We start from the raw sequence: 21,145 nt of genomic DNA, 5'->3' as shown, positions 1-21,145 counted from the left end.
CGGATGGCTGCGGATCCGCTCCCGGTACGCGCGCTGATGGCACTGCTCGACGGGCAACGGGTCGCCGTCACGGGCGGCGGATCGGGCATCGGGGAGGCGACCGCGCACCGCCTCGTGGCCGAGGGCGCCCGGGTGGCGGTGCTCGACGTCGACGGCACCGCCGCGCAGCGGGTCGCCCGGGACCTCGATGGTGTGTCCGTCGAGGTGGACGTCGCCGACACCGATGCCATGCAGGAGGCCATCGCCGGCGCGGCCCGCGACCTGGGCGGGCTGACCGGCCTGGTCAACAACGCGGGGATCGGCAACCTCAAGGCGCTGGACGAGTACGCCGAGGCCGAGTGGGAACGGCTGATCGCGGTCAACCTGAAGGGCGCGTTCAACGGCATCCGGGCAGTGGTGCCCCACCTGCGCGCCTCGGGCGGGGGGAGCATCGTGAACGTGGCGTCGGTGAGCGGGGTGCGCCCCACGAGGGGCGAGGCCCCCTATGCGGCGGCCAAAGCGGGGGTGATCGCACTCACCCGGAGCGCGGCCCTCGAATACGGCCCTGAGGGCATCCGGGTGAACTGCGTGTCCCCGGGGTTCATCCGCACCCACCTCACCGAGTTCGCCTTCGCGAACCCCGCGTGGATCGAGACCCTCGAGCGGCGGACGCCGCTTCGCCGGGCCGGTACCGCCGAGGACGTGGCGAAGGTCGTGGCGTTCCTGTGCTCGGATCTGGCTGGCTACGTCACCGGTCAGAACCTGCTGGTCGACGGCGGCAGCATCCTGCCGAGCGCGCAGGTCGATCACCTGCTCGGCGAGCTGCTCGGCGATCCCCAGCGCGACGCCTGACCGGTCGCGCGACCCGAACCGTGGGCGTCGGACCTGACGTGCGGCGGTTCGGCAACGGTTCGTACGATCACGCCAGTGACGACCGTCCCCACCGACGATCGCCCCGCCCAGCTCGAGTCGCCGGAGACCCGCGCCGCGCCTCCCGAGACGGCGAGGGAACGAGCGCGCCCCGCCGCTCGCTCCCGGCTCCTGCGGGGCGTGCGGTTCCCCGTCGCGGTGTACGTCGGGTGGCGCCTCTACCAGCTCGCGGCTCTGCTGCGGCAGGACGGATCAGGCGTGTACACCGCGTTCAACTACGACGGCGAGCACTACCTGCGCATCCTGCACTACGGCTACTGGAACCCCCGGCCGGTGATGCCGAGCCACGCGTTCTTCCCCGGGATCTCGTGGCTGGCGACGCCGCTCTACTGGCTGACCGGGTCCGACGCGATCGCGGTGCACGTCACGGTCACCCTCACGGGACTGGCGGCGTTCGTGACGGTATGGGGAGCAGCGAAGGCGTGGAAGGGCGAGCGGGTCGCCCGGCTGGCGGTCGCGCTGCTCGCACTCTTCCCGGCATCGCTGTTCCTGTGGGCCTTCTACTCGGAAGGGTTGTTCATCGCCCTCGGGGCCGGCGCCATCTGGGCCGACCGGCGGGGGCGGCACGGCATCGCCGCGGCGTGTCTGGTGGCCATCGGCACCACCCGCTCGATCGGGGTGGTCGTGCCTGCGGTGCTGGTGCTCGCTCGGATCATCCGCCAGCGCCGGGTCGATCGGTGGGCGGTCACCTACGCGATTGCAGGGGTGGTGGGCCTGAGCCTCGTGCTGCTCACGATGTGGCACCAGGTCGGTGACCCGTTCGCCTGGGCGAAGGTGCAGGACGACTGGGGGCGGGAGCTGAGCTGGCCGTGGAGCTCGGTGGCTCAGGGGTTCGCCAACCTCGATCCGGAACCCTCGACGGTGATGGTGCCGGCGCTGGTGGCGCGCAACCTCGACCTGTGGTGCGTACCGATCGTGCTGGCGGCGATCGCCTATGTGGCGTTCAGCAGGCGTGACCGGTTCCCCATGGAGTCGTGGGTGCTCGGCGTGGCCATGATCGCGCTGCCCCTCTGCTCGAGCGTGCTGGCGAGCTTCAACCGGTTCGTGCTGGCGGACTGGGTCATCTACCCGGTGTACGCCTCGATCGGCTACCGGCTCCCGAGCTGGCTGCGCTGGCCGCTGCTGGCGGTGCTCGCTGGGGTGGCCCTGTGGACGAACTGGGTACTGATCGGCCGCTTCGCGGTCAATCGGTTCGTAGGCTGACGCCCCCGCCCCTCCCGGTCCCGCCCCCATCGAACTGTTCATTGATTCGCGGTCTGCGACCGCGTGGAGCTGAACAGTTCATGGTCGGGGGGTGGGGAGGGCGTGCCTCCGAGAGTGTCCCTGGGTCCTGGTGAGATGGCCGCCATGGACCACGACCACACCATCGCCGAGCTCGCCACCCACCAGCATGCGGTGGTGGCCATGCGCCAGTTGCGGGCCCTCGGCGTTCCTCGCTGGCTGATCGATCAGCGTGTCCGGCGCGGGCAGCTGGTCCGCCTCTCCCCCCGGGTGCTGCGGGTCGCGGGCTGCGCGCCGACGCCACACCAGCTGGCACTGCGGGAGTTGCTGGTGGAGCGCCCGATCGACGAGGTCCAGAGTGACCTGTACCACTCGAGCGTGAGCGATCGGGCACGCGACGCGCAGCGCCGGCGTCGGCTCGAGGGGGCGGGGTGGATCGTGGTTCCAGATCCCCGAGTTCGATGTCTGGTACCGCCCGGATCGGGTGATCGCCGCCATCCGGGAGGCCGAAGGTCTGGCTCGGTAGCGCCGCGCGGTCGCGTGACTGTCCGTCGCCGGACGATCCCGCACGCGGAACTGTTCAGCGGTGCGCGGTCGGGTACCGCGGATGGGTGAACAGTTCGGAGGTTCGGGGTGGTTGGTGGACGGGGTCAGCTCGGGCGGTTACCAGAGCTGGTCGGCGTAGGTGTCGGTGCCGGGGATCGTGGGGATGAACGGTGCCACGTAGGAGACTTCACCGAGTCCCCCGTCGCGCACCGCGTCGCCCAATCCGGCGAAGGTGCCCCAACACTCGCGGGGGTCGCCGTCCACGAAGCACATCAGCAGCATCCGCCGCTCCACACCAGGGTTCTCGGGTTGGAACACCGGGGCGTCCGCCGGGAGGGGGATCGGGGTCAGCGCGCACGTCAAGGCCCATGGGGTCCCGGCCATGAGCGAGGGCAGGCACTGCTCCCGCAGCCAGCCCGACATCGCTCGGGGCTCCGTCGATTCTCGGCGATCGACCATCACCGCCACCAGGCCACCGAAGGGATGGTCGAGCGCCAGCGCGGCCGGCACACCGTCGGCATCGCGCGACAGCGCCCACCGGTGGACGTACATGAGCGTGTGTACGTGGTCGCGATGCTCGAACATCCGTCCCGCCGGGTGCAGCCAGTTCACCTGGGTCGTCCCCCAGGTGATGGCCTCCTGCTCGTGACCCTTCAGGATCCAGTAGGTCGCCAGGTAGGAGCCCGCGGCGATGTCCGGCAGGAAGGGGGTCGTAGCCGGGTAGCGCAACTCCTTCAGCGGCCGGGTGGCCACCCAGCGCCGGCCGGCGAACCAGAGGGGCCCGATCAGGCACCCGGCGTAGAAGTGGTCGCGCTCGTACCATCGGTTGTAGGCCACCTCGTGGCCCCGATGCGGCTCGACCAGCGTGAACAGGGCGGCGCCGGCCTCGATCGACTCGTGTGGGATCGCCGGGTAGTCCATGCCCGCACCCTATCCCGCCACTAGAACCTGTTTCATTTTTGGGCTAGGATGCGGCCATGGAGGACCTCCCCAAGATCATCTCGGTCGACGACCACGTCATCGAGCCACCGAACGTCTGGCAGGACCGGCTCCCCCAGAAGTACAAGGAGGTCGGCCCCCACATCGAGCGCCATCCGGTGAAGTCCATGACCTTCATCGGCGGCAAGTTCGCCTACGAGATGGGCGAGGAGGGCGAGGGCCCGCTCGCCGACTGGTGGGTGTTCGAGGACAAGGCGATCCCCCACACGCGGCTGGCGGCCGCCGTGGGGGTGCCGCGGGAGCAGGTCACCGTCACCCCGATCACCTACGAGGACATGCGCCCAGGCTGCTACGACCAGAAGGCCCGCCTCGAGGACATGGACCTCAACTGGACAGAAGCCCAGATGTGCTTCCCCACGATGCCGCGCTTCTGCGGCCAGACCTTCACCGAGATGAACGACCGGGAGCTCGGCCTGCTGTGCGTGCAGGCCTACAACGACTGGATGGTCGACGAGTGGTGCGCGGGCACGAACGGCCGGCTGATCCCGCTCATGATCATCCCCTTGTGGGATGCGGAGCTCGCCGCCGCGGAGGTCCGCCGGATGGCGGCCCGAGGGGTGACCGCCACCTGCTTCAGCGAGATCCCGCCGTTCCTCGGCCTGCCGTCGATCCACTCCGGCTACTGGGACCCGTTCTTCGCTGCCTGCGACGAGACCGGCGTGGTGGTGAACATGCACATCGGCTCGTCATCGAAGATGCCCTCCACCTCCGAGGACGCGCCCCCGGCGGTCGGCTCCACGATGACCTTCACCAACTGCATGATGTCGATGGTCGACTTCCTCATGTCCGGGGTGCTGCCGAAGTTCCCGAACCTGCGGCTCGCCTACGCGGAGGGCCAGCTCGGTTGGATCCCCTACATCCTCGAGCGGGCCGACAAGGTCTGGGAGGCGAACCGCGGCTGGGGTGGCGTCGGTGACCTGGTGCCGAATCCGCCGAGCACCTACTACGCGCAGCAGATCTACGCCTGCTTCTTCGACGACCAGCACGGGCTCACCCCTGATGCGCTGGACAAGATCGGGGTGAACAACATCCTCTTCGAGACCGACTACCCCCATTCCGACAGCACCTGGCCGCACACCAAGGAGACGGCCTGGAAGCTCATGGGGCATCTCCCGCCCGCCACCATCCGTCGGCTGGTCCGGGGCAACGCGATCGATCTCTACCGCCTCGACCTAGCGGTATGAGCGCCGAGTCGGACGGTTACCGCCTGCTCGTCGGTGGCGAGTGGGTCGACCCGGGGAACGGCAGCTACCCGATCGTGAACCCGGCCACCGAGGAGGTGGTCGGCCACGCCCCCAACGCGTCGATCGCCGACGCCGAGGCCGCGGCGAGCGCCGCCGCCGAGGCCTTCCCCGCGTGGTCGCGCACCAAGCCCGAGCAGCGGGCGCAGCTCCTCGACCGGGCGGCCGATCTGCTCGAGGCCCGCTTCGAGGAGCTGGTACCCCTGGTGCAGGCGGAGACCGGCGCCACGCTGCGGGTAACCAAGACCATGCAAGTGCCCACCGCCGCCACCCGCCTGCGCCGCTACGCCCAGGGTATCGAGCAGGAGCTGATGATCCCGATCGAGCCCGGGATCATGCCGACCACCGCGCTGGGCCCCGGCGGCATCATGGGTGGCGTCGCCCGGCGGGCTCCCGTGGGGGTGGTCACCTGCATCACCTCCTACAACTTCCCGCTGGTGAACATGGCCGGCAAGCTCGGCCCGGCGCTCGCCATGGGCAACACCGTGGTGGTCAAGCCCGCTCCCCAGGATCCCCTCGCCATCGTGAAGCTCGGTGAGGTCTTCCAGGAGGCGGGATTCCCGCCCGGGGTGGTCAACATCGTGGTCTCGGAGAGCCCCGCGCCGGCTGAGGCCCTGGTGGCGTCCCCGCACGTCGACATGATCAGCTTCACCGGCTCCACCGCGGTGGGCCAGCGCATCGGCGAGGTGGCGGGGGGTGACATGAAGCGGCTGCTGCTCGAGCTGGGTGGCAAGGGCGCGGCCATCGTGTTCGACGACGCGGACCTGAAGACCGCGGTCGGGGCCATCAGCTCGGTGTGGGCGTTCCACTCCGGCCAGATCTGCACGGCACCAACCCGGGTTCTCGCCCAGCGCGGCATCTACGACCGGCTGGTCGAGGGGCTCGCGGCGGCGGCCGGTCGGCTGAAGGTCGGCGACCCGCTGGAGCCCGACACGGTGGTCGGCCCGGTGATCACCGGCGCGCACCGCGAGCGGGTCGAGGGCTACATCCGCTCGGGCCGGGAGGAAGGCGCCACGGTCGTCGTCGGCGGTGAGCGCCCCGACATCGGTGGCCGGGGCTTCTACGTGGCGCCCACCCTCATCGCCGACGGCAAGCCCGGTATGCGGGTGGTGCAGGAGGAGATCTTCGGCCCGGTGGTGGTGGTGGTGCCCTTCGACGACGAGGACGAGGCGCCTGCCCTCGCCAACAGCACCGACTTCGGCCTGTACGACTACGTCTTCTCGACCGACACGGCGAAGGCGTTCAGCGTGGCCAAGAAGCTGCGCACGGGCAACGTGGGCATCAACTCGGTGCAGCGCAACCACGAGATGCCCTTCGGCGGCTTCAAGAAGAGCGGTGTGGGACGCGACGGCGGGCGGTTCGGCTTCCACGCCTACAGCGAGCTCCAGTCGATCGTCTGGCCGGGCTGAGCAGGCTGACGAAGGGAAGGACGGCCATGAGAGGGGTGGTCTTCGACGAGAGCGGCTTGGTGGTCGCCACCGACCTGTCGACCCGTGACCTGCGCGCCGGCGAGGTCCGGGTGCGGATCGAAGCGGCGGGGGTCTGCCACAGCGACGTGAGCGTGATCGACGGAACCATCCCGTTCCCGACCCCGGTGGTGCTCGGTCACGAGGGCGCGGGGGTGGTCACCGAGATCGGCGAAGGCGTCACCGGCCTGCAACTCGGCGACCACGTGGTGATCTCGACCCTGTCGAACTGCGGCGCCTGCGCCGCCTGCGACAGCGGTCGCCCCACGCACTGCCGCGAGTCGATCGGGAAGATGTCGGCCCCGTTCCGCCAGGGTGACCGCAAGGTGTTGCAGTTCGCGAACATCGGGGCGTTCGCCGAGGAGACCATCGTGAAGGGCCGCCAGTGCGTGCCGATCAGCAAGGAGGTCTCCTTCGAGGTGGCTTCCCTGCTCGGCTGCGGGGTGATCACCGGGGTGGGCGCGGTGTTCAACCGGGCGAAGGTCACCCACGGCCAGAGCGTGGTGGTGATCGGTGTCGGTGGCATCGGGCTGAACGTCATCCAGGGCTGTGCCCTCGCCGATGCGTTGCCGATCATCGCGGTCGACACCAACCCGAAGAAGGGCGAGCTGGCCAAGCAGTTCGGGGCCACCCACTTCATCGACGCCTCCCAGGTCGACACCGCGGAGGCGGTGAAGGAGATCTGCCCGAACGGGGTCGACGTGTCGTTCGAGTGTGTGGGTCATCCGGCGCTCATCCGCCAGGCGATCGACCTGCTCGACTGGGGTGGCACCTGTGTGATCCTCGGCGTGCCCAAGTTCGGCACCGAGGCGGCGTTCCAGGTGAGCACCCTCTACAACGACAAGACGATCATGGGGTGCCGCTACGGCGCGGGCCGTCCGCACAAGGACATCCCGCTGTTCGTCGAGCTGTACCTGGCCGGCAGGCTGAAGTTGGACGAGCTGGTGACCCGCACGTACCCGCTCGAGGACGTGCAGCGCACCATCGACGACATGCACCACGGCGAGCTGGCCCGTGGTGTGCTCACGTTCTGATGCCGCTCTCGGCGGAGCTGCAGGAGCTGGCCGCCAGGGTCAGCAACTGGGGCCGGTGGGGTGAGCAGGACGAGCGGGGCACCGCCAACCTGATCGATGCGGAGGCCGCCCGTCGCGGCGCGGCGGCGGTGCGCACCGGGTGGTCCATCAGCCTGACCATGCCGCTCGGTGCGGGCTCGCCGCAGGAAGGCGGTGCGCCCAGGCGGTTCAACCCGGTGCACTCGATGCTCACGCTAAACGAGACCTACACCGGCAGCGTGCACGACGCCTGCTTCAACGACGACATGGTGGTGATGGCCCTCGCCGCGGGCACCCACATCGACGCGTTGGCGCACGTGACCTACGACGGCTCGATGTACAACGGCTTCCCAGCGGAGTCGGTCACGGCGGCGGGTGGCGCCACCCGGTGCGGGGTGGACAAGATCGGCCCGGTGGTCACCCGGGGGGTGCTGCTCGACGTGCCAGCGGTGAAGGGCGTCGAGCGACTCGAGCCGGGCTACGCGATCACCGCCGAAGATCTCGATGCCGCCGTCGAGCGAGCGAAGGTCGACCTCGAGCCGGGCGACGCGGTGCTGGTGCGCACGGGGCACATGCAGCTCTACCGCCAGGGCGACGTGTGGGGCTACAACCACGACTGCCCGGGCCTGTCGACCAAGACGATCGAGTGGGTGCACGACCACGACATCGGGGTGATCGTCGACGACACCTACGTGTTCGAGGTGTGGCCCCCCGAGGACTGGGCGTCGATGATGCCGGTGCACATGATCCACCTGCGCGACATGGGCCAGCTCCAGGGGCAGAACTTCGATCTGGAGGATCTCGCCGCGGCGTGCGCGGAGGATGGGATCTACGAGTTCCTCTTCACCGCGACACCCGAACCGGTGAGCGGTGGGTGCAGCGCCCCGGTCGCCGCGGTGGCCACACGCTGAGGCGCGCGGGTGGCGCAGGCGCTCGCCCGCGACGGCCCGCCACCGCCGCCGGTCAGCGGACGATGTCGAAACCCCGGATGCCCTCGGGCGCCTCGCCGGTGACCTCGACGTCGTCGACCTGCGCCCGTGGTGGTCCCTGGTGGCACCAGGCCACGAGTGCGTCGACGCGGTCCGGGGGTCCCTCGAAGACCGCTTCGACCCGGCCGTCTGGCAGGTTGCGCACCCAACCCTGTACCCCGTGCTGGCGGGCGTGCTCCCGGCAGGAGTCACGGAACCACACCCCCTGCACCCGGCCGGAGACCACGACCCGCCTGCGAACGATCTCGGTCATCGGATCCATGATGTCCGGTCCCGTTATGGTGCCTCGCATGTACCTACGCATCGACCTGGTCACCGGCGAGCTCTCGCTCGAGGAGCCGGACGACTTCAGCCGCTTCCACCTCGAGGACCCGGGCAACCGCTCACCGGAGGAGGTCGCGTCGCTGCTCCAGCACCGCGACGTGGGCCGGCCGGTCGAGGGTGACCCCGACCGGGTGTGGATCTCGGTCGACGCGGTTCGACACCTGTCGGCGGGCGCGGTGGGGAAGGACTGGCCCGCGGGGTTCGAGGGCATGCTCGTCTACGCTCGCTCGAAGGGGTTCCTCGACGAGGCTGGCACCCACGTGCGGGCTCACGTCGTGCGACCGGCGCCGAGCTGACGGGTCGGGCACGGGTCACCGCTGCCGGCCATCCCGCTCCTGCCTAAACTGACGGCCCATCAGATCCGGGGCCGGCAGCCCCGACCATCCCGGCACGGAGGAGGGCCGATGCTCGAAGGGCGCACGCTGTGGGAGCTGGTCGACACGAGAGCCAGGCTCAGCCCCGACGCACGGATGGCCGTCGACGAGAGTGGCCGCGAGCTCACCTTCGCCGGGTTCCGCGACCGCGCTGAGCGCACCGCGGCGGCACTGGCCGAGCGAGGCATCGGTCCGGGCGACGTGGTGACCTGGCAGCTGCCCACCTGGCTCGAGTCGATGGTGCTGGTCGCCGCGATCGCCCGCGTCGGTGCCACCCAGAACCCGATCCTGCACATCTACCGCGAGCGTGAGGTCGGCTTCTGCGTCCGCCAAGCCGGAGCGAAGCTGCTGGTGGTGCCCTCCAGCTTCGCCAACTTCGACTTCCAGGCCATGGCCAGCGGCATCGCCGAGCAGAATCCCGGGCTCGAGGTGCTGCTGTGCGATCGCTCGCTGCCCGAGGCTGATCCGTCGTCGCTGCCGCCTCCCCCGGCGAGTGGCCAGGAGGTGCGGTGGCTGTTCTACACGTCGGGCACCACCGCCGACCCCAAGGGCGCGCAGCACACCGACGAGACCATCCACGCCGTGGCTCGCGGCATGGCCGAGCGGCTCGCGGTCACCGACGCCGACCGCAACGCGCTGGCTTTTCCGTTCCCCCACATCGGGGGCATCACCTGGTTGTTCACCAGCCTCATGACCGGCTGCCAGAACATCCTCTTCCAGGCCTTCGTGCCGGACCAGGTGGTGGAGATCCTCGGCAAGGAAGGCGTGACCCTGGCCGGTTCGGGCACCGTGTTCCACCAGGTGTACCTGGCCGCGCAGCGGGCGAGCGACACCCCGATCTTCCCACAGGTGCGAGGGTTCCCCGGGGGCGGCGCTCCCAAGCCTCCGGCACTGCACCAGGAGATGAAGGAGGCCTTCCCGAACTCGGCGGGCATCCTGTCGGGCTACGGGCTCACCGAGGCACCGATCCTCACCATGGCCGCCGTCGACGACTCGGACGACGACCTGGCCAACACCGAGGGCTCGCCGATGCCGGGCGTGGTGCTCAAGCTGGTGAAGACCGACGGGACGATCGCGGCCATCGGCGAGGAGGGTGAGGTGCGGGCCAAGGCTCCCCAGTTGATGCTCGGCTACCTCGACCCTTCGTTGAACGACGAAGCCTTCGACGAGGAGGGCTACTTCCGCACCGGTGACCTCGGAGTGCTCAACGAGCGCAACATGCTCACGATCACCGGCCGCCTGAAGGACATCATCATCCGCAAGGGTGAGAACGTCTCGGCCAAGGAGGTCGAGGACCACCTCTACAAGCACCCCAAGGTCGCCGACGTGGCGGTGATCGGGCTGCCCGACCCGGTGAGCGGGGAGCGGGTATGCGCCGTGGTGACCACGGCGGAGGGCGAGGAGCCGCTGGCCTTCGACGAGATGGTCGAGTTCCTCAAGGGTGAGGGCTTGATGATGATCAAGGTCCCCGAGCAGCTCGAGATCGTTGACGCCATCCCCCGCAACCCGGCGGGCAAGATCCTCAAGCGGGAGCTACAGGAGCGCTACCGGGACAGCCAGCCGAACCGCCGCTGAGCAGCGCCGAGGGGACCTCAGGGTGAGCTGAGTAGCCGAGCGGTTCCGCCCCTCAGCCGCCGGCCGCGGCTTCGCTGCCGCCCCAGACCGTGGTGGGGGTGTTCGTCTGCGAGCCGGGGGTCAGGTCGTAGCGGTCCCGCACCCCACTGCCGGCACACCCACCGCCGTCCGTGCCCGAGCGCTGGCCCATGGTCCGATCCAACAGCGGGGTCGCGCCCGAGAACATGCCCCACGGGCTCTCGCAGCCCGGCACGATCCACACGTGGTTCATCCACCCTGCCGTCCCGTCGGCCTTGCGACCACCCATCGCCGCGCACTCCTCGGGGGTGGTGGTGGAGTCGCCGATGACCCCCCGGGCACCCACGCACAGACCGACATGGCGGTGGAAGTGGTCGTTGGGGCCGGTGAAGCCCTGGGTGGGCTCCACCTCGCTGTCGTGGAGGATGTAGTAGGAGAGCCCCACCACGGAGGCGTCCGGGCCGTCGCCGTCGTAGAGGATCATCTCGGGCTTGTCGATCTCGAACCTGTCGTCCACGTAGCGGAAGTTCATGTAGTGGGCGGCGATGCCGGGGAGGTAGGGGGTGACCTTTACCCAGCCAGCCGCCATCGCATCGGCGGCGGTGGGGTAGCGCAGCGCGGTCTGGCGGGCGATCTCGAGCTCGGCCTTGAGCTGATCGCACTGCGCCTGGTCGGTCATGGCGATCCACGGTTGGGGGCCGAGGTGGCCTCCCATGCCGTGGTTGTCGTCACCGCTACCCCCCGTCCCGTGGGCGTGCGCCCCGCTGCCCGAGTACTGCGGCAACCACCGGAGCCACTCCGTGTACACCTCGTCGCTGACCTCGGCGAGGGCCACGATGACCGCCGAATCCTTGACCTCACCTCCGGGCTGGGTGGTCTTGGCGATGAGGCGGTCGAGCTCCGGCGAGCCCTCGATCGCCACCGGGGTCGGGGTGGTCGACGAGTGGTCGTCGGTGAGGTGGGCGCCACCCATGATGTTGTCGATGCCCGCGACGGTGGTCTCCTGCCAGTAGGACGCCGGGTTGATGTCCAGGTCGCAACGGTTGGCGGCGATCGAGGCCATCTGCGCATCGTGGGCCACCCCGGAGCCGTGGACGTGGCCGGCGGCCGCCTCGCCGTCCGCGTGGACGTGGTTGGCGGTCTCCGGATCGGCCAGCGCGAACGAGGTGGCGACGATCGCCAGGACGGGCACGATCGAGGCCACGGCGAGGGTGGCGTCGGTGAGCTTCGCCCCGAGTCGCGGGCGCCAGAGCAGCGCGCCGGAGCCCAGCACCAGCAGAGCCTCGAATGCGGTGGTGAGCTGGTCGACGGTGCGGGCCTCTTCGGGTTCGCCCGCGTGCGCCCCGACCGGCAACCCGGTGGTGCGGCTCCAGGCCCACAGGCCGATGATCGCGAGGTTCACCACGATCACCGCCTGCAGCAGGTGGCGGCTCGGCCGGGCGATCAGTGCCACCGCGGCCAGCACCTGCAGCCAGCCCATGATGGCGAAGGCCCATCCCTCGAGCGCTCCCTGCTGGGCGTGCTGGGGCACCATCACCAGGTGCACGACGCCCGCGCACAGGGAGAGGACGGCGAGCACGGAGCGTGCCGGGAGGCTGTAGGCCACCGCGGCCTGGTGCTCGGGTGATGGCGTGGCCTCGACCGTGGCGGCCATGTGAGCTTCCCCCTTGTGGCATCGGACGGGGTGTGCCCCCGGTCACCGGATGCCACCAGGCTCGCCCAATTTCACACCCAGTGCAAGCAGGGCGGCCGGATTTCGGGCGCCGCGGACCACATCGGTAGGATCTGACGACTCATCAGGACTGCGGAGGACCAGAGGGAACCATGGGACTGCTCGACGGCAGGGTTGCGATCGTCACCGGCGCGGGCCACGGCATCGGTCGAGGGCACGCGCTGGAGCTGGCGAAGGAGGGGGCCCTCGTGGTGGTCAACGACCTGGGGGCTTCGCTCAAGGGTGAGGGTGCGGGCCGCGACGCGGACCTGACCGTGAAGCTCATCGAGGAACGTGGCGGCAAGGCCGTCGCCAACTACGAGGACGTGGCCGACTTCGACGGGGCGGGCCGGATGATCCAGCAGGCCGTCGAGGTGTTCGGCCGGCTCGACATCCTGGTCAACAACGCCGGCATCGCTCGCGACGCCACCATCTGGAGCATGACCGAGGAGGACTGGGACAAGGTCATCCGGGTTCACCTCAAGGGCACCTTCGCGCCGACCCACCACGCGGTGAACCACTGGCGGCGCCTGAGCAAGGCGGGCGAAGACGTGAGCACCGGCCGCATCATCAACACCACCAGTGGCGCGGGGCTGGTCGGCAACTTCGGCCAGGCCAACTACACCGCGGCCAAGGCGGGGATCGCGGCGTTCACCCAGACGGTGAGCCTGGAGGTGTTCAAGATGGGCATCACCGTCAACGCCATCGGTCCCGCGGGTGCGACCCGCATGGCGGCGTCGATCCCGGGCGCGGGCATCGAAGCTCGCGAGCCCGACGAGTTCGACGAGTGGGACCCGATGGATCCCTCACTGTCCTCACCGCTCGTCGCCTGGCTGGCCAGCGACCAGGCCGCACACGTCACCGGGCAGGTGATCCGAGCGGTCAAGGACGAGATCGTGCTCATGAAGGGCTGGAGCAACGGCAACTCGATCCGCAAGCCCGGCAAGCGCTGGGATCCGGCGGAGCTCACCGCGCTCATGAACGCCGACGTGTTCGGCTGCCGAGCCCCGGGCTTGCGGTACTGAGCTCGTGCGGGCACGCCGGCCGGGGACCTCGTGAGCACCCAGACGGTCGGTGAGCTCCTCGGGCGATGCCTGCTCGCAGCGGGCGCCGGCCGGGTGTTCGGCTCCGCCGAGTCGGGCATCCGCCGGATTCCCGGTCTCCGCCACGTGGTCGTCTCGGAGCCGGCCCTGGCGGTGCTGCTCGCCGACGCCGCCGGCCGGCTCGGTACCGGCCCCGGGGTCGCCCTCCTCCCGGGCGGCCGGCTGCATCTGGGCTCGCAGCCCGGCGAGCCGGCCGAGCACCTGGTGCTCGACGACCCGTCGCTGATCCCCTCGGTGATCGCCGGGTGGAGCCTCGGCCGGGTGCACGCCTCCGTCGACCTGGACCTCTCGCTCGATCTCGACGCCCCCGCCCCCGCGCTCGAGCCGCTCCGGTTCGACGAGACGAGCGGTGAGATCCTCACCCTCTCGCCGACCCTCGCCGGGCTGCACTCGATGGTGCTGGCCGGCCCGGGGGTGCTGCGAGCGGGTCAGGTCGAGGCGCTGCGGTCCTTCGCCGCGCAGGCCGCGGTGGGGGTCGTCAACACCTGGGGAGCGAAGGGGGTCTTCGCGTGGGACAGCCCGTTCCACCTCGGCACCGCCGGGCTGCAGGCCCGGGACTTCGAGCTGGCGGGCCTGGCCCATGCCGAGCTGCTGATCGTCGTGGGCGTGGACCCGCTCGAAGCGCCCCGCGACCGGTGGGGAAGTGGCGGGCAGGTGCTGGAGGTCGAGCCCTGGCAGCTCGCCGCGCTGGCGTGGCGATGGGAGCGGCCCGAGCGGGTCCCGGAGCGACCGGCGCTCTACACCCGGTTGGCCGCCGCGCTGGCGCCGCTCTACGACGCGGGCGGGCTGCCCCTCAACCCGGCGAGGGCCGCGGCGGGGCTCGCCTCCGCCCGCCCGCCCGGCGGTCTGGTCGTGGCGGACCCTGGGCCGGCAGGGTTGTGGGTGGCGCGGGCCTTCCCGACCACCGAACCCGGCAGCGTGGTGGTGCCCGCCGCGTTCGTGCGGGGCTTCGCCGCGGCCGCTGCCGTACTGGCCGGGCTCGACGGTCGACCGGCCGTCGCGGTGGTGACCGAGCCACCCGACGGGGCGACCCTCGAGTTGCTCTCGCTCGCCGATCACTGGGGCGTGCCTCTGACCCTCGAGGTCTGGGGAGCCGAGGTCGAGGGCGCCGCCGTGCCCTCGGCGGCTGCACACGCCGAGCGGCTCGCGCAGGCCCTCGATGAGCCCGGGGTCAAGGTGCTGCTCGTCCCGGTCGACTTCGCTCACACCCGTACCCTGGTGGAGGTCGCGGGCGAGGTCGTCGCGTGGACGGTGTGACCCCCGGCAGGAAGGAGCGAGGGGGCCGTGCTGACCGGGTGCCGGGGGGTCGAGACCAGGGGTCTGCCGTTCGTCGGCTTCGCCTGCGTGATGGCGATCTGGTTGCTGGCCCCGTTGCTCCTCGCCGATCGGGTGGCGCAGGACGCGGTGCCCTTCGTCGTGGCCGGTGAGCTCGTCTCCTCCGATCCCGGAGGCGTCTACGCCACCGATGCCACCGACCTCTACGACCTGCCGCCGGCGTTCGCCCGACGATCCTGCGAGTTGACACCCGCCGACGTCGAGTGCGGTGACGTGAACGTCGCCTTCCTCAGTCCGCCCCAGACGCTCCCGTTCCTCGATGCCCTCGCTCGTATCGGGTCGGGTGAGCTGGGCATCCTGGTGATGCGCCTGCTCGGGGCCGGCGCGCTCGTGGCCGGCATGGTGGTGCTGTGGCGCAGGCTCGCCCGCCGCACGCGGCGAGCTCCCGTGCTGCTGCTGGTGACCGCGCTGGTCCTCACCCCGTTCGCCACGGTGCCGGTGGCGCTCGGGCAGACCTCCCCGCTGCTGTTCCTCTCGGCGGCGATGGGGGTGGGCATCGCCGAGCGGGCTCGGGGACGGGCCGCGTTCGTGCTGGTGTGGTGCGCCACGATCGTCACCAAGCTGGTCCCGGCCGCGATGGGCGTCGTGCTGGTGGCCCAGCGCCGCTGGCGCACCCTGGCGTGGGCGGCCGGTGTGCTGGTCGTGCTGACGGCGCTGACCGCCGCGTTCTACCCCGTCGATCTGTTCGGGCAGTTCGTCGAGGCCACCCGCCGGAGCTCCGAGCTCACCATCAGCCACCACTTCAACCGGGCCGCCGACGGGCTCCTGCGCCGGTGGTGGCCAGGCTTCGGGAGCGCCCCCTGGCCGGTGCTGCTCCTCGGCCTGCGGCTGGCCATCGTGGCGGTGCTCGGCTGGGTCGGGATGCGTCGCACCACCGACGACGAGCAGTGGGCCTTCGCCTGGCTGGCCTTGCTGTTCATCTCGCCGCTCCTGTGGGGGCACTACCTGTGGGTGGTGCCCGGAGCCGTGGGCCTGGCGTTGGCGAGCCGGCCGCAGCTGGAGGACCGGACGCTGGCCTTGCTGCCCGGGTTCAGTCTGGCCGTGAGCGCGTTCGCCACCCCCAACGTGTTCCAGGGGCCGCTGCCGTGGCTGCAACTCGCGACCCTGGTGGCGGCGCTGATCGTGGTGGCGCTCCTGCCGCGGCCTGATCCGGTCGCGAGCGGCGTCGCTCGTACTCACACTCGACCGCAAAACGAGAACGTGTTATAGTCCCTGGAGCGCGCTCGGTCGCCGCCGGAACCAGGGCAGCGACGGCGCCCCAGTGAACGGCGCCCCAGTGAACGGCTCCCCAGTGAAAGGACCTGGCATGGAATTCGGCGTGTTCGCCCAGCTCTTCGTCCCCCGGTACGAGCGCGACGTCGACCCGATGGCCGAGCACAAGCGCATCATGCGCAACGTCGAGGTCGGCATCGCCGCCGACCGCACCGGCATCAAGTACGTCTGGTGCCCGGAGCACCACTTCCTCGACGAGTACAGCCACATGCCCGGGCCCGAGGTCTACCTGTCGTTCATCGCCGCGCAGACCGAGCGGGTGCACGTCGGCTCGGCGATCTTCAACATCACGCCGAAGGTGAACCACCCGGCCCGGGTGGCCGAGACCGTGGCGCTGCTCGACCACGTCACCAAGGGTCGCTTCGAGTTCGGCACCGGGCGGGGCTCGTCCACCACCGAGGTCTACGGCTTCGACATCGACGATCTCGACGAGACCACGGCCATGTGGGACGAAGCAGTGCGGGAGATCCCGAAGATGTGGAAGCCCGGCCCCTACTCCTACGAGGGCCGGTACTTCCGCATGCCCGAGCGCGAGGTGTTCCCCAAGCCCTACGGTGCGGCGCACCCGCCGATGTGGGTGGCGGCCGGCAGCCCCGGCACGTTCTCGAAGGCCGGCAGCATGGGCCTCGGTGCGTTCTGCTTCACCCACGGCACGCCGAGCAAGATCGAGCCGCTGATCAAGTCCTACAAAGACGCGGTGGCCGACGCGACACCCGTCGGGGACTACGTGAACGACAACATCATGGTGGTCACCAACATGCTCTGCATGGAAGACCGCGAGAAGGCCTTCGAGACCGCGGTCAACATGGGGATGAACTACTACACGAGCCTCCAGATGCACTGGCTCGACAACATCCCCAAGCCCGACGGCTTCCCCCAGTGGCCCGAGCTGGTGCCCGAGCCGACCATCGACCAGCTGAAGAAGGCGGTGGAGATCGGCATGGTGGTCGTGGGCGACCCCGACGACTGCGCCAAGGCCGTCCAGCGGTGGGTCGACATCGGGGCCGATCAGCTCTGCTTCAGCCCGACGACCAACAACCTGCCCGCGGAGGTGGTGATCGAGTCCATGGAGCTGTTCGGCAAGGAGGTCATCCCGCAGTTCGACAAGGACCCGGTCCATCGCAGCACCCGTATGCGGGAGAAGGCCGGGTATACGCTCGGCTGAACACTGTGGCCGAGCTCGACACCTTCAACCTCGCCGACATCTGGGAAGCCGTCGTCCCGCGCGTCGCCGAGCGGGAGGCGTTGGTCGTGGTCGGTCGGCGCCCTGACGGTTCCGACCTCCGGCTGACCTACGCCCAGCTCGATGCCCGCGCCAACCAGCTCGCGCACTGGATGGCGGCGCGCGGGGTCGGTGCCGGTCAACACGTCGGGCTCTACCTCACGAACGGCAACGAGTACCTCGAGGCGATGCTCGCGGCCTACAAGCTGCGAGCCGCGCCCATCAACGTCAACTACCGCTACGTCGAGGACGAGCTGTGCTACCTGTTCGATGACGCCGATCTGGTCGGCGTCATCCACGACGCGGGGTTCGCCGAGCGCGTGGAGGCGGTGCGCGGTCACCTGCCAGGCCTCGGCTGGACCCTGGCGACGGGTGAGGCCTACGAGCAGGCGCTCGCCGGGCAGCCCGGCGAAGCCGGCTACGGGCCCCGCAGCAGCGATGACCCCTACGTGATCTACACCGGCGGCACCACCGGGATGCCGAAAGGGGTGGTCTGGCGGCAGGAGGACGCGTTCTACTCCTGCATCGGTGGCGGCGACCCGATGCGGCTGCTCGGCCCGGTCGAGCGACCCGCCGAGCTGCTCGACCGGATCATCGACGGCACCTTCGTGTACCTGCCGGTCGCTCCCCTGATGCACGCCGCCGGTCAGTGGACCGCGTTGTCGTGGCTGTTCGCCGGCGGAAAGGTGGTGTTGCTGCCGGGGTCGCTCGATCCGGTGACCGTCTGGCGCACGGTGGAGCGGGAGCAGGTCAACCTGCTCACCGTGGTGGGTGACGCGGTCGTGCGGCCCCTGCTCGACGCCTGGGACGAGCACGGGCCCTTCGACGTCTCGACGCTGTTCTCGGTGGGCTCCGGTGGGGCGCCCCTGTCGCCGGCGTTGCGGGAACGGTTCACCACGACGCTCCCCAACGTCATGATCACCAACGGCTTCGGCTCGTCCGAGACGGGCGCCCAGGGAGCGTCGCGCACCACCGGGCCGACCGAAGGCGCCGCGTCGGAGGCGGTGGTGTTCCAACCCATGGACGACACGACCGTGGTGCTCGACGAGACGACGCTCGAGCCCGTCACTCCCGGATCGGGCCAGCAGGGCCGCGTGGCGCGAACGGGCCACATCCCGCTCGGCTACTACAACGACCCCGCCAAGACCGCGGAGGTCTTCGTGGAGGTGGGCGGCCGCCGCTGGGTGCTCACCGGTGACCTGGCCACGGTGGAGGCGGACGGGTCGATCCGGCTCCTCGGCCGTGGCTCGCAGTGCATCAACACCGGCGGGGAGAAGGTCTTCCCCGAAGAGGTCGAGGCCGTGCTCAAGACCCATCCCGACGTCTACGACGTGGTGGTGGTCGGGATCCCCGACGAGCGGTGGGGCCAGGCGGTGGCGGCCGTTGTGCAGCCGGCGCCGGGCGCCGCGCCCACGCTCGAGACCCTGGCCGGCCACGCCCGCGGCCATCTCGCCGGGTACAAGCTGCCCCGGAGCGTGGTGCTGGTCGACGAGGTGGTGCGGTCGCCCGCGGGCAAGGCCGACTACCGGTGGGCCAGGCAGGTGCTCGAGGGGTCGGCCACCACCGGCTCGTCATCCACCGGCCCTTCACCTCCGCCCGGCTGAGTGGGAGACTGCGGCGGATGAGGCGGATGGGCAGTGTCGACGCAGCGTTCCTCTACGGCGAGACCCCGGCGTGGCACATGCACGTGTCGGCCGTGCTCATCGCCGATCCCACCACCGCACCGGGCGGGTTCTCGGTCGAGGAGCTGAAGCGGCGGATCGGGCACCGTCTCCACCTCGCCCCGCAGTTCCGGTGGCGCCTGGTGGAGGTGCCCTTCGGGCTGGGTCGACCCGGCTGGGTGGAGGACCCGGACTTCGACATCGACCAGCACGTCCGCCGTATCGGCCTGCCTGCCCCCGGCGGTCCGGAGCAGCTCGGCAACCTCATCGGCGACCTGGTCAGCCTCAAGCTCGACCGGCGCAAGCCGCTGTGGGAGTTCTGGGTCATCGAGGGGCTCGAAGGTGGGCGCATCGCCGTGCTGGCCAAGGTTCACCACTCGATCATCGACGGCGTCTCCGGCAGCGAGCTGGCAGCCGTCCTGTTCGACCTCGAGCCCGACCCACCGTCGGACGGCGATCCCCCACCCCGGGTCTTCGAAGAGGTTCCCAACCCGTTCGATCTGCTGCTGCGCGGCGTCGCCGAGACCCTGCTCACGCCGTGGCGGGTGGCTCGCCTGGCCGAGCAGAGCCTCCGTCAAGGCTTGAAGTTCCTCGGGTTCCAGCGCCAGTCGTATGCGCCGGTGGCTCCCTTCCAGGCGCCCCGGACGTCGTTCAACACCGAGCTCACGCCGCACCGACGGTTCGCCTACGCGACGGTTCCCCTCGACGAGGTCCGCCGGATCAAGAAGGTCTTCGACGTGAAGGTCAACGACGTGGTGCTGGCCTTGTGCTCCGGTGCGCTGCGACGCTACCTCGTCAAGAACGACGAGCTGCCCGATCAACCGCTCATCGCGCAGATCCCGGTGTCGATGCGCGCCGAGGACGACCGCACCGAGGTCGGCACGAAAGTGGGTGCGATGTTCGCCTCCCTCGCCACCGACGTCGCGGACCCGGTGCTGCGGCTGCTCTCGATCCACGAGAGCACCAAGAACGCCAAGGAGATGCAGCGGACGCTCGCGGCCGAGAAGATCATGGGCATCACCGAGGCGGCCCCGCCCGCATTGATCTCGCTGGCGGCCCGCATGTACACCGCCGCGCACCTCGACCGGCGCACGCCGCCCATCATGAACCTGATCATCTCGAACGTTCCCGGGCCGCCGTTCCCGCTGTACGTCGCCGGCGCGGAGATCGAGTCGCTCTACCCGATGGGCCCGCTGCTGTACGGCACCGGTGTCAACGTCACGGTGTTCAGCTATCGCGATCGTGTCGACTTCGGCTTCATGGTGTGCCGGGAGGCCGTTCCCCAGCCGTGGATCCTCGCCGAGGGCATCGAGGAGACGTTCCTGGAGCTGCGAGCCGCGGCCGACGCGGTGAGCCGATGATCGATCCGCGACAGCGGGACGCGTCGGGCGAGCCCGCCCAACCCCCAGGGCTCCCCGTCCCCCTCGGGCGCCGGGTGGAGCTGCCCGGCCGGGGCACCACCTTCGTACGTGAAGTGCCCGGCCCGCCGGGCGCGCCGACCCTGGTGCTCCTCCACGGCTGGATGGCTTCGGGGGGCATCAACTGGTACCGGGTCTTCGAGCCGGCCGGGGAGCGCTTCCGGGTCCTGGCGCCGGACCTCCGGGGCCATGCTCGAGGTCTCCGCTCGTCGCGCCGGTTCCGGCTCTCGGATTGCGCGGACGACGTCGCCGCCCTCCTCGAGCAGCTGGGGGTGCGCTCGGCCGTCTTCGCCGGCTACTCGATGGGCGGGCCGGTCGCCCAGTTGATCTGGAAGCGCCACCGAGGGCTGGTGGACGGTCTCGTCCTGTGCGCCACCAGCCACTCCTTCGTCCCCGGGATCCGGGAGCGGATGATCTTCTCGTCCTTGATGGCCGCCGCGGCGGGCACCACCCGCATCGGCGGTCTCATGACCGCGCTGCCCGCTTCGCTGGTGAAGCAGTGGGTGCCGACCCAGCAGGCCAAGCTGGCGTTCTCGATCCCGCACGCCTCGATCCATCGCATCGAGGACGGGCACGTGGCCTGCGCGTCGCCGGGATTCGCCGGTGCGTTGCTCGCGGCCTGCGAGGACGTCCGCACCGCCGCGGTGCCAGCGGGCACCTGAACGCCCGGCCCTCTGTGGGGCGAGCTCGAGGCGGCGCGACGCCGCCG

19 protein-coding genes are annotated in these 21,145 nt (G+C 70.4%); 16 read left to right on the top strand and 3 right to left on the bottom strand.

Going from position 1 to position 21,145, the window contains the following annotated elements:
• Window positions 1-3 precede the first annotated feature (3 nt).
• The 3 genes from HZF19_RS01975 (at window position 4) to HZF19_RS01965 (ending at window position 2,745) form a co-directional block, all read left to right on the top strand.
• On the top strand, window positions 4-831 hold the full coding sequence (locus HZF19_RS01975; RefSeq protein WP_208027061.1) for an SDR family NAD(P)-dependent oxidoreductase: 828 nt from the start codon (window positions 4-6) through the stop codon (window positions 829-831).
• 75 nt (window positions 832-906) lie between these two features.
• The gene (locus HZF19_RS01970; RefSeq protein ID WP_208027060.1) at window positions 907-2,112 is read left to right on the top strand and encodes a hypothetical protein; all 1,206 of its coding nucleotides are present in this window, start codon (window positions 907-909) and stop codon (window positions 2,110-2,112) included.
• A 144-nt stretch (window positions 2,113-2,256) separates the two neighbouring features.
• Window positions 2,257-2,745, top strand: coding sequence for a type IV toxin-antitoxin system AbiEi family antitoxin domain-containing protein (locus HZF19_RS01965; RefSeq protein ID WP_208027059.1), 489 nt, complete (start codon window positions 2,257-2,259; stop codon window positions 2,743-2,745).
• A 48-nt stretch (window positions 2,746-2,793) separates the two neighbouring features.
• Here the strand turns inward: HZF19_RS01965 and HZF19_RS01960 are convergent, their stop codons facing one another.
• A complete protein-coding gene (locus HZF19_RS01960) occupies window positions 2,794-3,597 on the bottom strand; it encodes a hypothetical protein (RefSeq protein ID WP_208027058.1) in 804 nt (267 codons plus the stop codon).
• Between the two features lie 56 nt (window positions 3,598-3,653).
• Between HZF19_RS01960 and HZF19_RS01955 the strand changes: the two genes are divergently transcribed.
• The 4 genes from HZF19_RS01955 to HZF19_RS01940 are packed head-to-tail and all read left to right on the top strand — an operon-like array spanning window position 3,654 to window position 8,345.
• Window positions 3,654-4,859, top strand: a complete 1,206-nt coding sequence (locus HZF19_RS01955; protein WP_208027057.1) for an amidohydrolase family protein — start codon at window positions 3,654-3,656, stop codon at window positions 4,857-4,859.
• Window positions 4,856-6,325, top strand: a complete 1,470-nt coding sequence (locus tag HZF19_RS01950; protein WP_208027056.1) for an aldehyde dehydrogenase family protein — start codon at window positions 4,856-4,858, stop codon at window positions 6,323-6,325. The genes HZF19_RS01955 and HZF19_RS01950 overlap by 4 nt, the downstream gene beginning before the upstream one ends.
• A 26-nt stretch (window positions 6,326-6,351) precedes the next feature.
• The gene (locus HZF19_RS01945) at window positions 6,352-7,416 is read left to right on the top strand and encodes a Zn-dependent alcohol dehydrogenase (RefSeq protein ID WP_208027055.1); all 1,065 of its coding nucleotides are present in this window, start codon (window positions 6,352-6,354) and stop codon (window positions 7,414-7,416) included.
• The gene (locus HZF19_RS01940) at window positions 7,416-8,345 is read left to right on the top strand and encodes a cyclase family protein (protein ID WP_208027054.1); all 930 of its coding nucleotides are present in this window, start codon (window positions 7,416-7,418) and stop codon (window positions 8,343-8,345) included. The genes HZF19_RS01945 and HZF19_RS01940 overlap by 1 nt, the downstream gene beginning before the upstream one ends.
• A gap of 52 nt (window positions 8,346-8,397) precedes the next feature.
• On the opposite strand, the gene HZF19_RS01935 is transcribed toward HZF19_RS01940, so the two are convergent.
• Window positions 8,398-8,676, bottom strand: a complete 279-nt coding sequence (locus HZF19_RS01935) for an acylphosphatase (protein WP_208027053.1) — start codon at window positions 8,674-8,676, stop codon at window positions 8,398-8,400.
• Between the two features lie 37 nt (window positions 8,677-8,713).
• Here HZF19_RS01935 and HZF19_RS01930 point away from each other — a divergent pair, with 37 nt between their 5' ends.
• Entirely contained in the window at window positions 8,714-9,043 is a 330-nt protein-coding gene (locus tag HZF19_RS01930; RefSeq protein WP_208027052.1) for a hypothetical protein, read from the top strand.
• 108 nt (window positions 9,044-9,151) lie between these two features.
• A complete protein-coding gene (locus HZF19_RS01925) occupies window positions 9,152-10,696 on the top strand; it encodes a class I adenylate-forming enzyme family protein (protein WP_208027051.1) in 1,545 nt (514 codons plus the stop codon).
• A gap of 52 nt (window positions 10,697-10,748) precedes the next feature.
• Here HZF19_RS01925 and HZF19_RS01920 read toward each other — a convergent pair whose 3' ends face one another.
• A complete protein-coding gene (locus HZF19_RS01920; RefSeq protein ID WP_208027050.1) occupies window positions 10,749-12,368 on the bottom strand; it encodes a hypothetical protein in 1,620 nt (539 codons plus the stop codon).
• A 170-nt stretch (window positions 12,369-12,538) separates the two neighbouring features.
• Here HZF19_RS01920 and HZF19_RS01915 point away from each other — a divergent pair, with 170 nt between their 5' ends.
• The 7 genes from HZF19_RS01915 (at window position 12,539) to HZF19_RS01885 (ending at window position 21,098) form a co-directional block, all read left to right on the top strand.
• Window positions 12,539-13,450 (top strand): SDR family NAD(P)-dependent oxidoreductase, encoded by a 912-nt coding sequence (locus HZF19_RS01915; RefSeq protein ID WP_208027049.1) that lies wholly within the window; start codon window positions 12,539-12,541, stop codon window positions 13,448-13,450.
• 30 nt (window positions 13,451-13,480) lie between these two features.
• On the top strand, window positions 13,481-14,785 hold the full coding sequence (locus HZF19_RS01910; protein ID WP_208027048.1) for an acetolactate synthase large subunit family protein: 1,305 nt from the start codon (window positions 13,481-13,483) through the stop codon (window positions 14,783-14,785).
• A gap of 27 nt (window positions 14,786-14,812) precedes the next feature.
• A complete protein-coding gene (locus tag HZF19_RS01905) occupies window positions 14,813-16,072 on the top strand; it encodes a glycosyltransferase family 87 protein (RefSeq protein WP_208027047.1) in 1,260 nt (419 codons plus the stop codon).
• 97 nt (window positions 16,073-16,169) lie between these two features.
• Complete coding sequence (locus HZF19_RS01900) at window positions 16,170-17,300, top strand: LLM class flavin-dependent oxidoreductase (RefSeq protein ID WP_208027046.1); 1,131 nt, start codon at window positions 16,170-16,172, stop codon at window positions 17,298-17,300.
• A gap of 5 nt (window positions 17,301-17,305) precedes the next feature.
• On the top strand, window positions 17,306-18,961 hold the full coding sequence (locus HZF19_RS01895) for an acyl-CoA synthetase (RefSeq protein ID WP_208027045.1): 1,656 nt from the start codon (window positions 17,306-17,308) through the stop codon (window positions 18,959-18,961).
• A 17-nt stretch (window positions 18,962-18,978) separates the two neighbouring features.
• Entirely contained in the window at window positions 18,979-20,379 is a 1,401-nt protein-coding gene (locus tag HZF19_RS01890) for a WS/DGAT/MGAT family O-acyltransferase (RefSeq protein ID WP_208027044.1), read from the top strand.
• A complete protein-coding gene (locus HZF19_RS01885; protein WP_208027043.1) occupies window positions 20,376-21,098 on the top strand; it encodes an alpha/beta fold hydrolase in 723 nt (240 codons plus the stop codon). The genes HZF19_RS01890 and HZF19_RS01885 overlap by 4 nt, the downstream gene beginning before the upstream one ends.
• The last annotated feature ends 47 nt before the right edge of the window (window positions 21,099-21,145 follow it).

It is taken from the genome of Rhabdothermincola sediminis, assembly GCF_014805525.1.
Taxonomy (GTDB): Bacteria; Actinomycetota; Acidimicrobiia; order Acidimicrobiales; family Acidimicrobilacustridaceae; genus Rhabdothermincola; species Rhabdothermincola sediminis.
Note: the sequence above shows the minus strand (reverse complement) of the source record. Positions and strands in the feature narration are given on the sequence as shown.

Coding starts and splice junctions, on each gene's coding strand:
- HZF19_RS01975 (WP_208027061.1), top strand. CDS start 4: ATGGCTGCGGATCCGCTCCCGGTACGCGCGCTGATGGCACTGCTCGAC.
- HZF19_RS01965 (WP_208027059.1), top strand. CDS start 2,257: ATGGACCACGACCACACCATCGCCGAGCTCGCCACCCACCAGCATGCG.
- HZF19_RS01960 (WP_208027058.1), bottom strand. CDS start 3,597: ATGGACTACCCGGCGATCCCACACGAGTCGATCGAGGCCGGCGCCGCC.
- HZF19_RS01955 (WP_208027057.1), top strand. CDS start 3,654: ATGGAGGACCTCCCCAAGATCATCTCGGTCGACGACCACGTCATCGAG.
- HZF19_RS01950 (WP_208027056.1), top strand. CDS start 4,856: ATGAGCGCCGAGTCGGACGGTTACCGCCTGCTCGTCGGTGGCGAGTGG.
- HZF19_RS01945 (WP_208027055.1), top strand. CDS start 6,352: ATGAGAGGGGTGGTCTTCGACGAGAGCGGCTTGGTGGTCGCCACCGAC.
- HZF19_RS01940 (WP_208027054.1), top strand. CDS start 7,416: ATGCCGCTCTCGGCGGAGCTGCAGGAGCTGGCCGCCAGGGTCAGCAAC.
- HZF19_RS01935 (WP_208027053.1), bottom strand. CDS start 8,676: ATGACCGAGATCGTTCGCAGGCGGGTCGTGGTCTCCGGCCGGGTGCAG.
- HZF19_RS01930 (WP_208027052.1), top strand. CDS start 8,714: ATGTACCTACGCATCGACCTGGTCACCGGCGAGCTCTCGCTCGAGGAG.
- HZF19_RS01925 (WP_208027051.1), top strand. CDS start 9,152: ATGCTCGAAGGGCGCACGCTGTGGGAGCTGGTCGACACGAGAGCCAGG.
- HZF19_RS01920 (WP_208027050.1), bottom strand. CDS start 12,368: ATGGCCGCCACGGTCGAGGCCACGCCATCACCCGAGCACCAGGCCGCG.
- HZF19_RS01915 (WP_208027049.1), top strand. CDS start 12,539: ATGGGACTGCTCGACGGCAGGGTTGCGATCGTCACCGGCGCGGGCCAC.
- HZF19_RS01900 (WP_208027046.1), top strand. CDS start 16,170: ATGGAATTCGGCGTGTTCGCCCAGCTCTTCGTCCCCCGGTACGAGCGC.
- HZF19_RS01890 (WP_208027044.1), top strand. CDS start 18,979: ATGAGGCGGATGGGCAGTGTCGACGCAGCGTTCCTCTACGGCGAGACC.
- HZF19_RS01885 (WP_208027043.1), top strand. CDS start 20,376: ATGATCGATCCGCGACAGCGGGACGCGTCGGGCGAGCCCGCCCAACCC.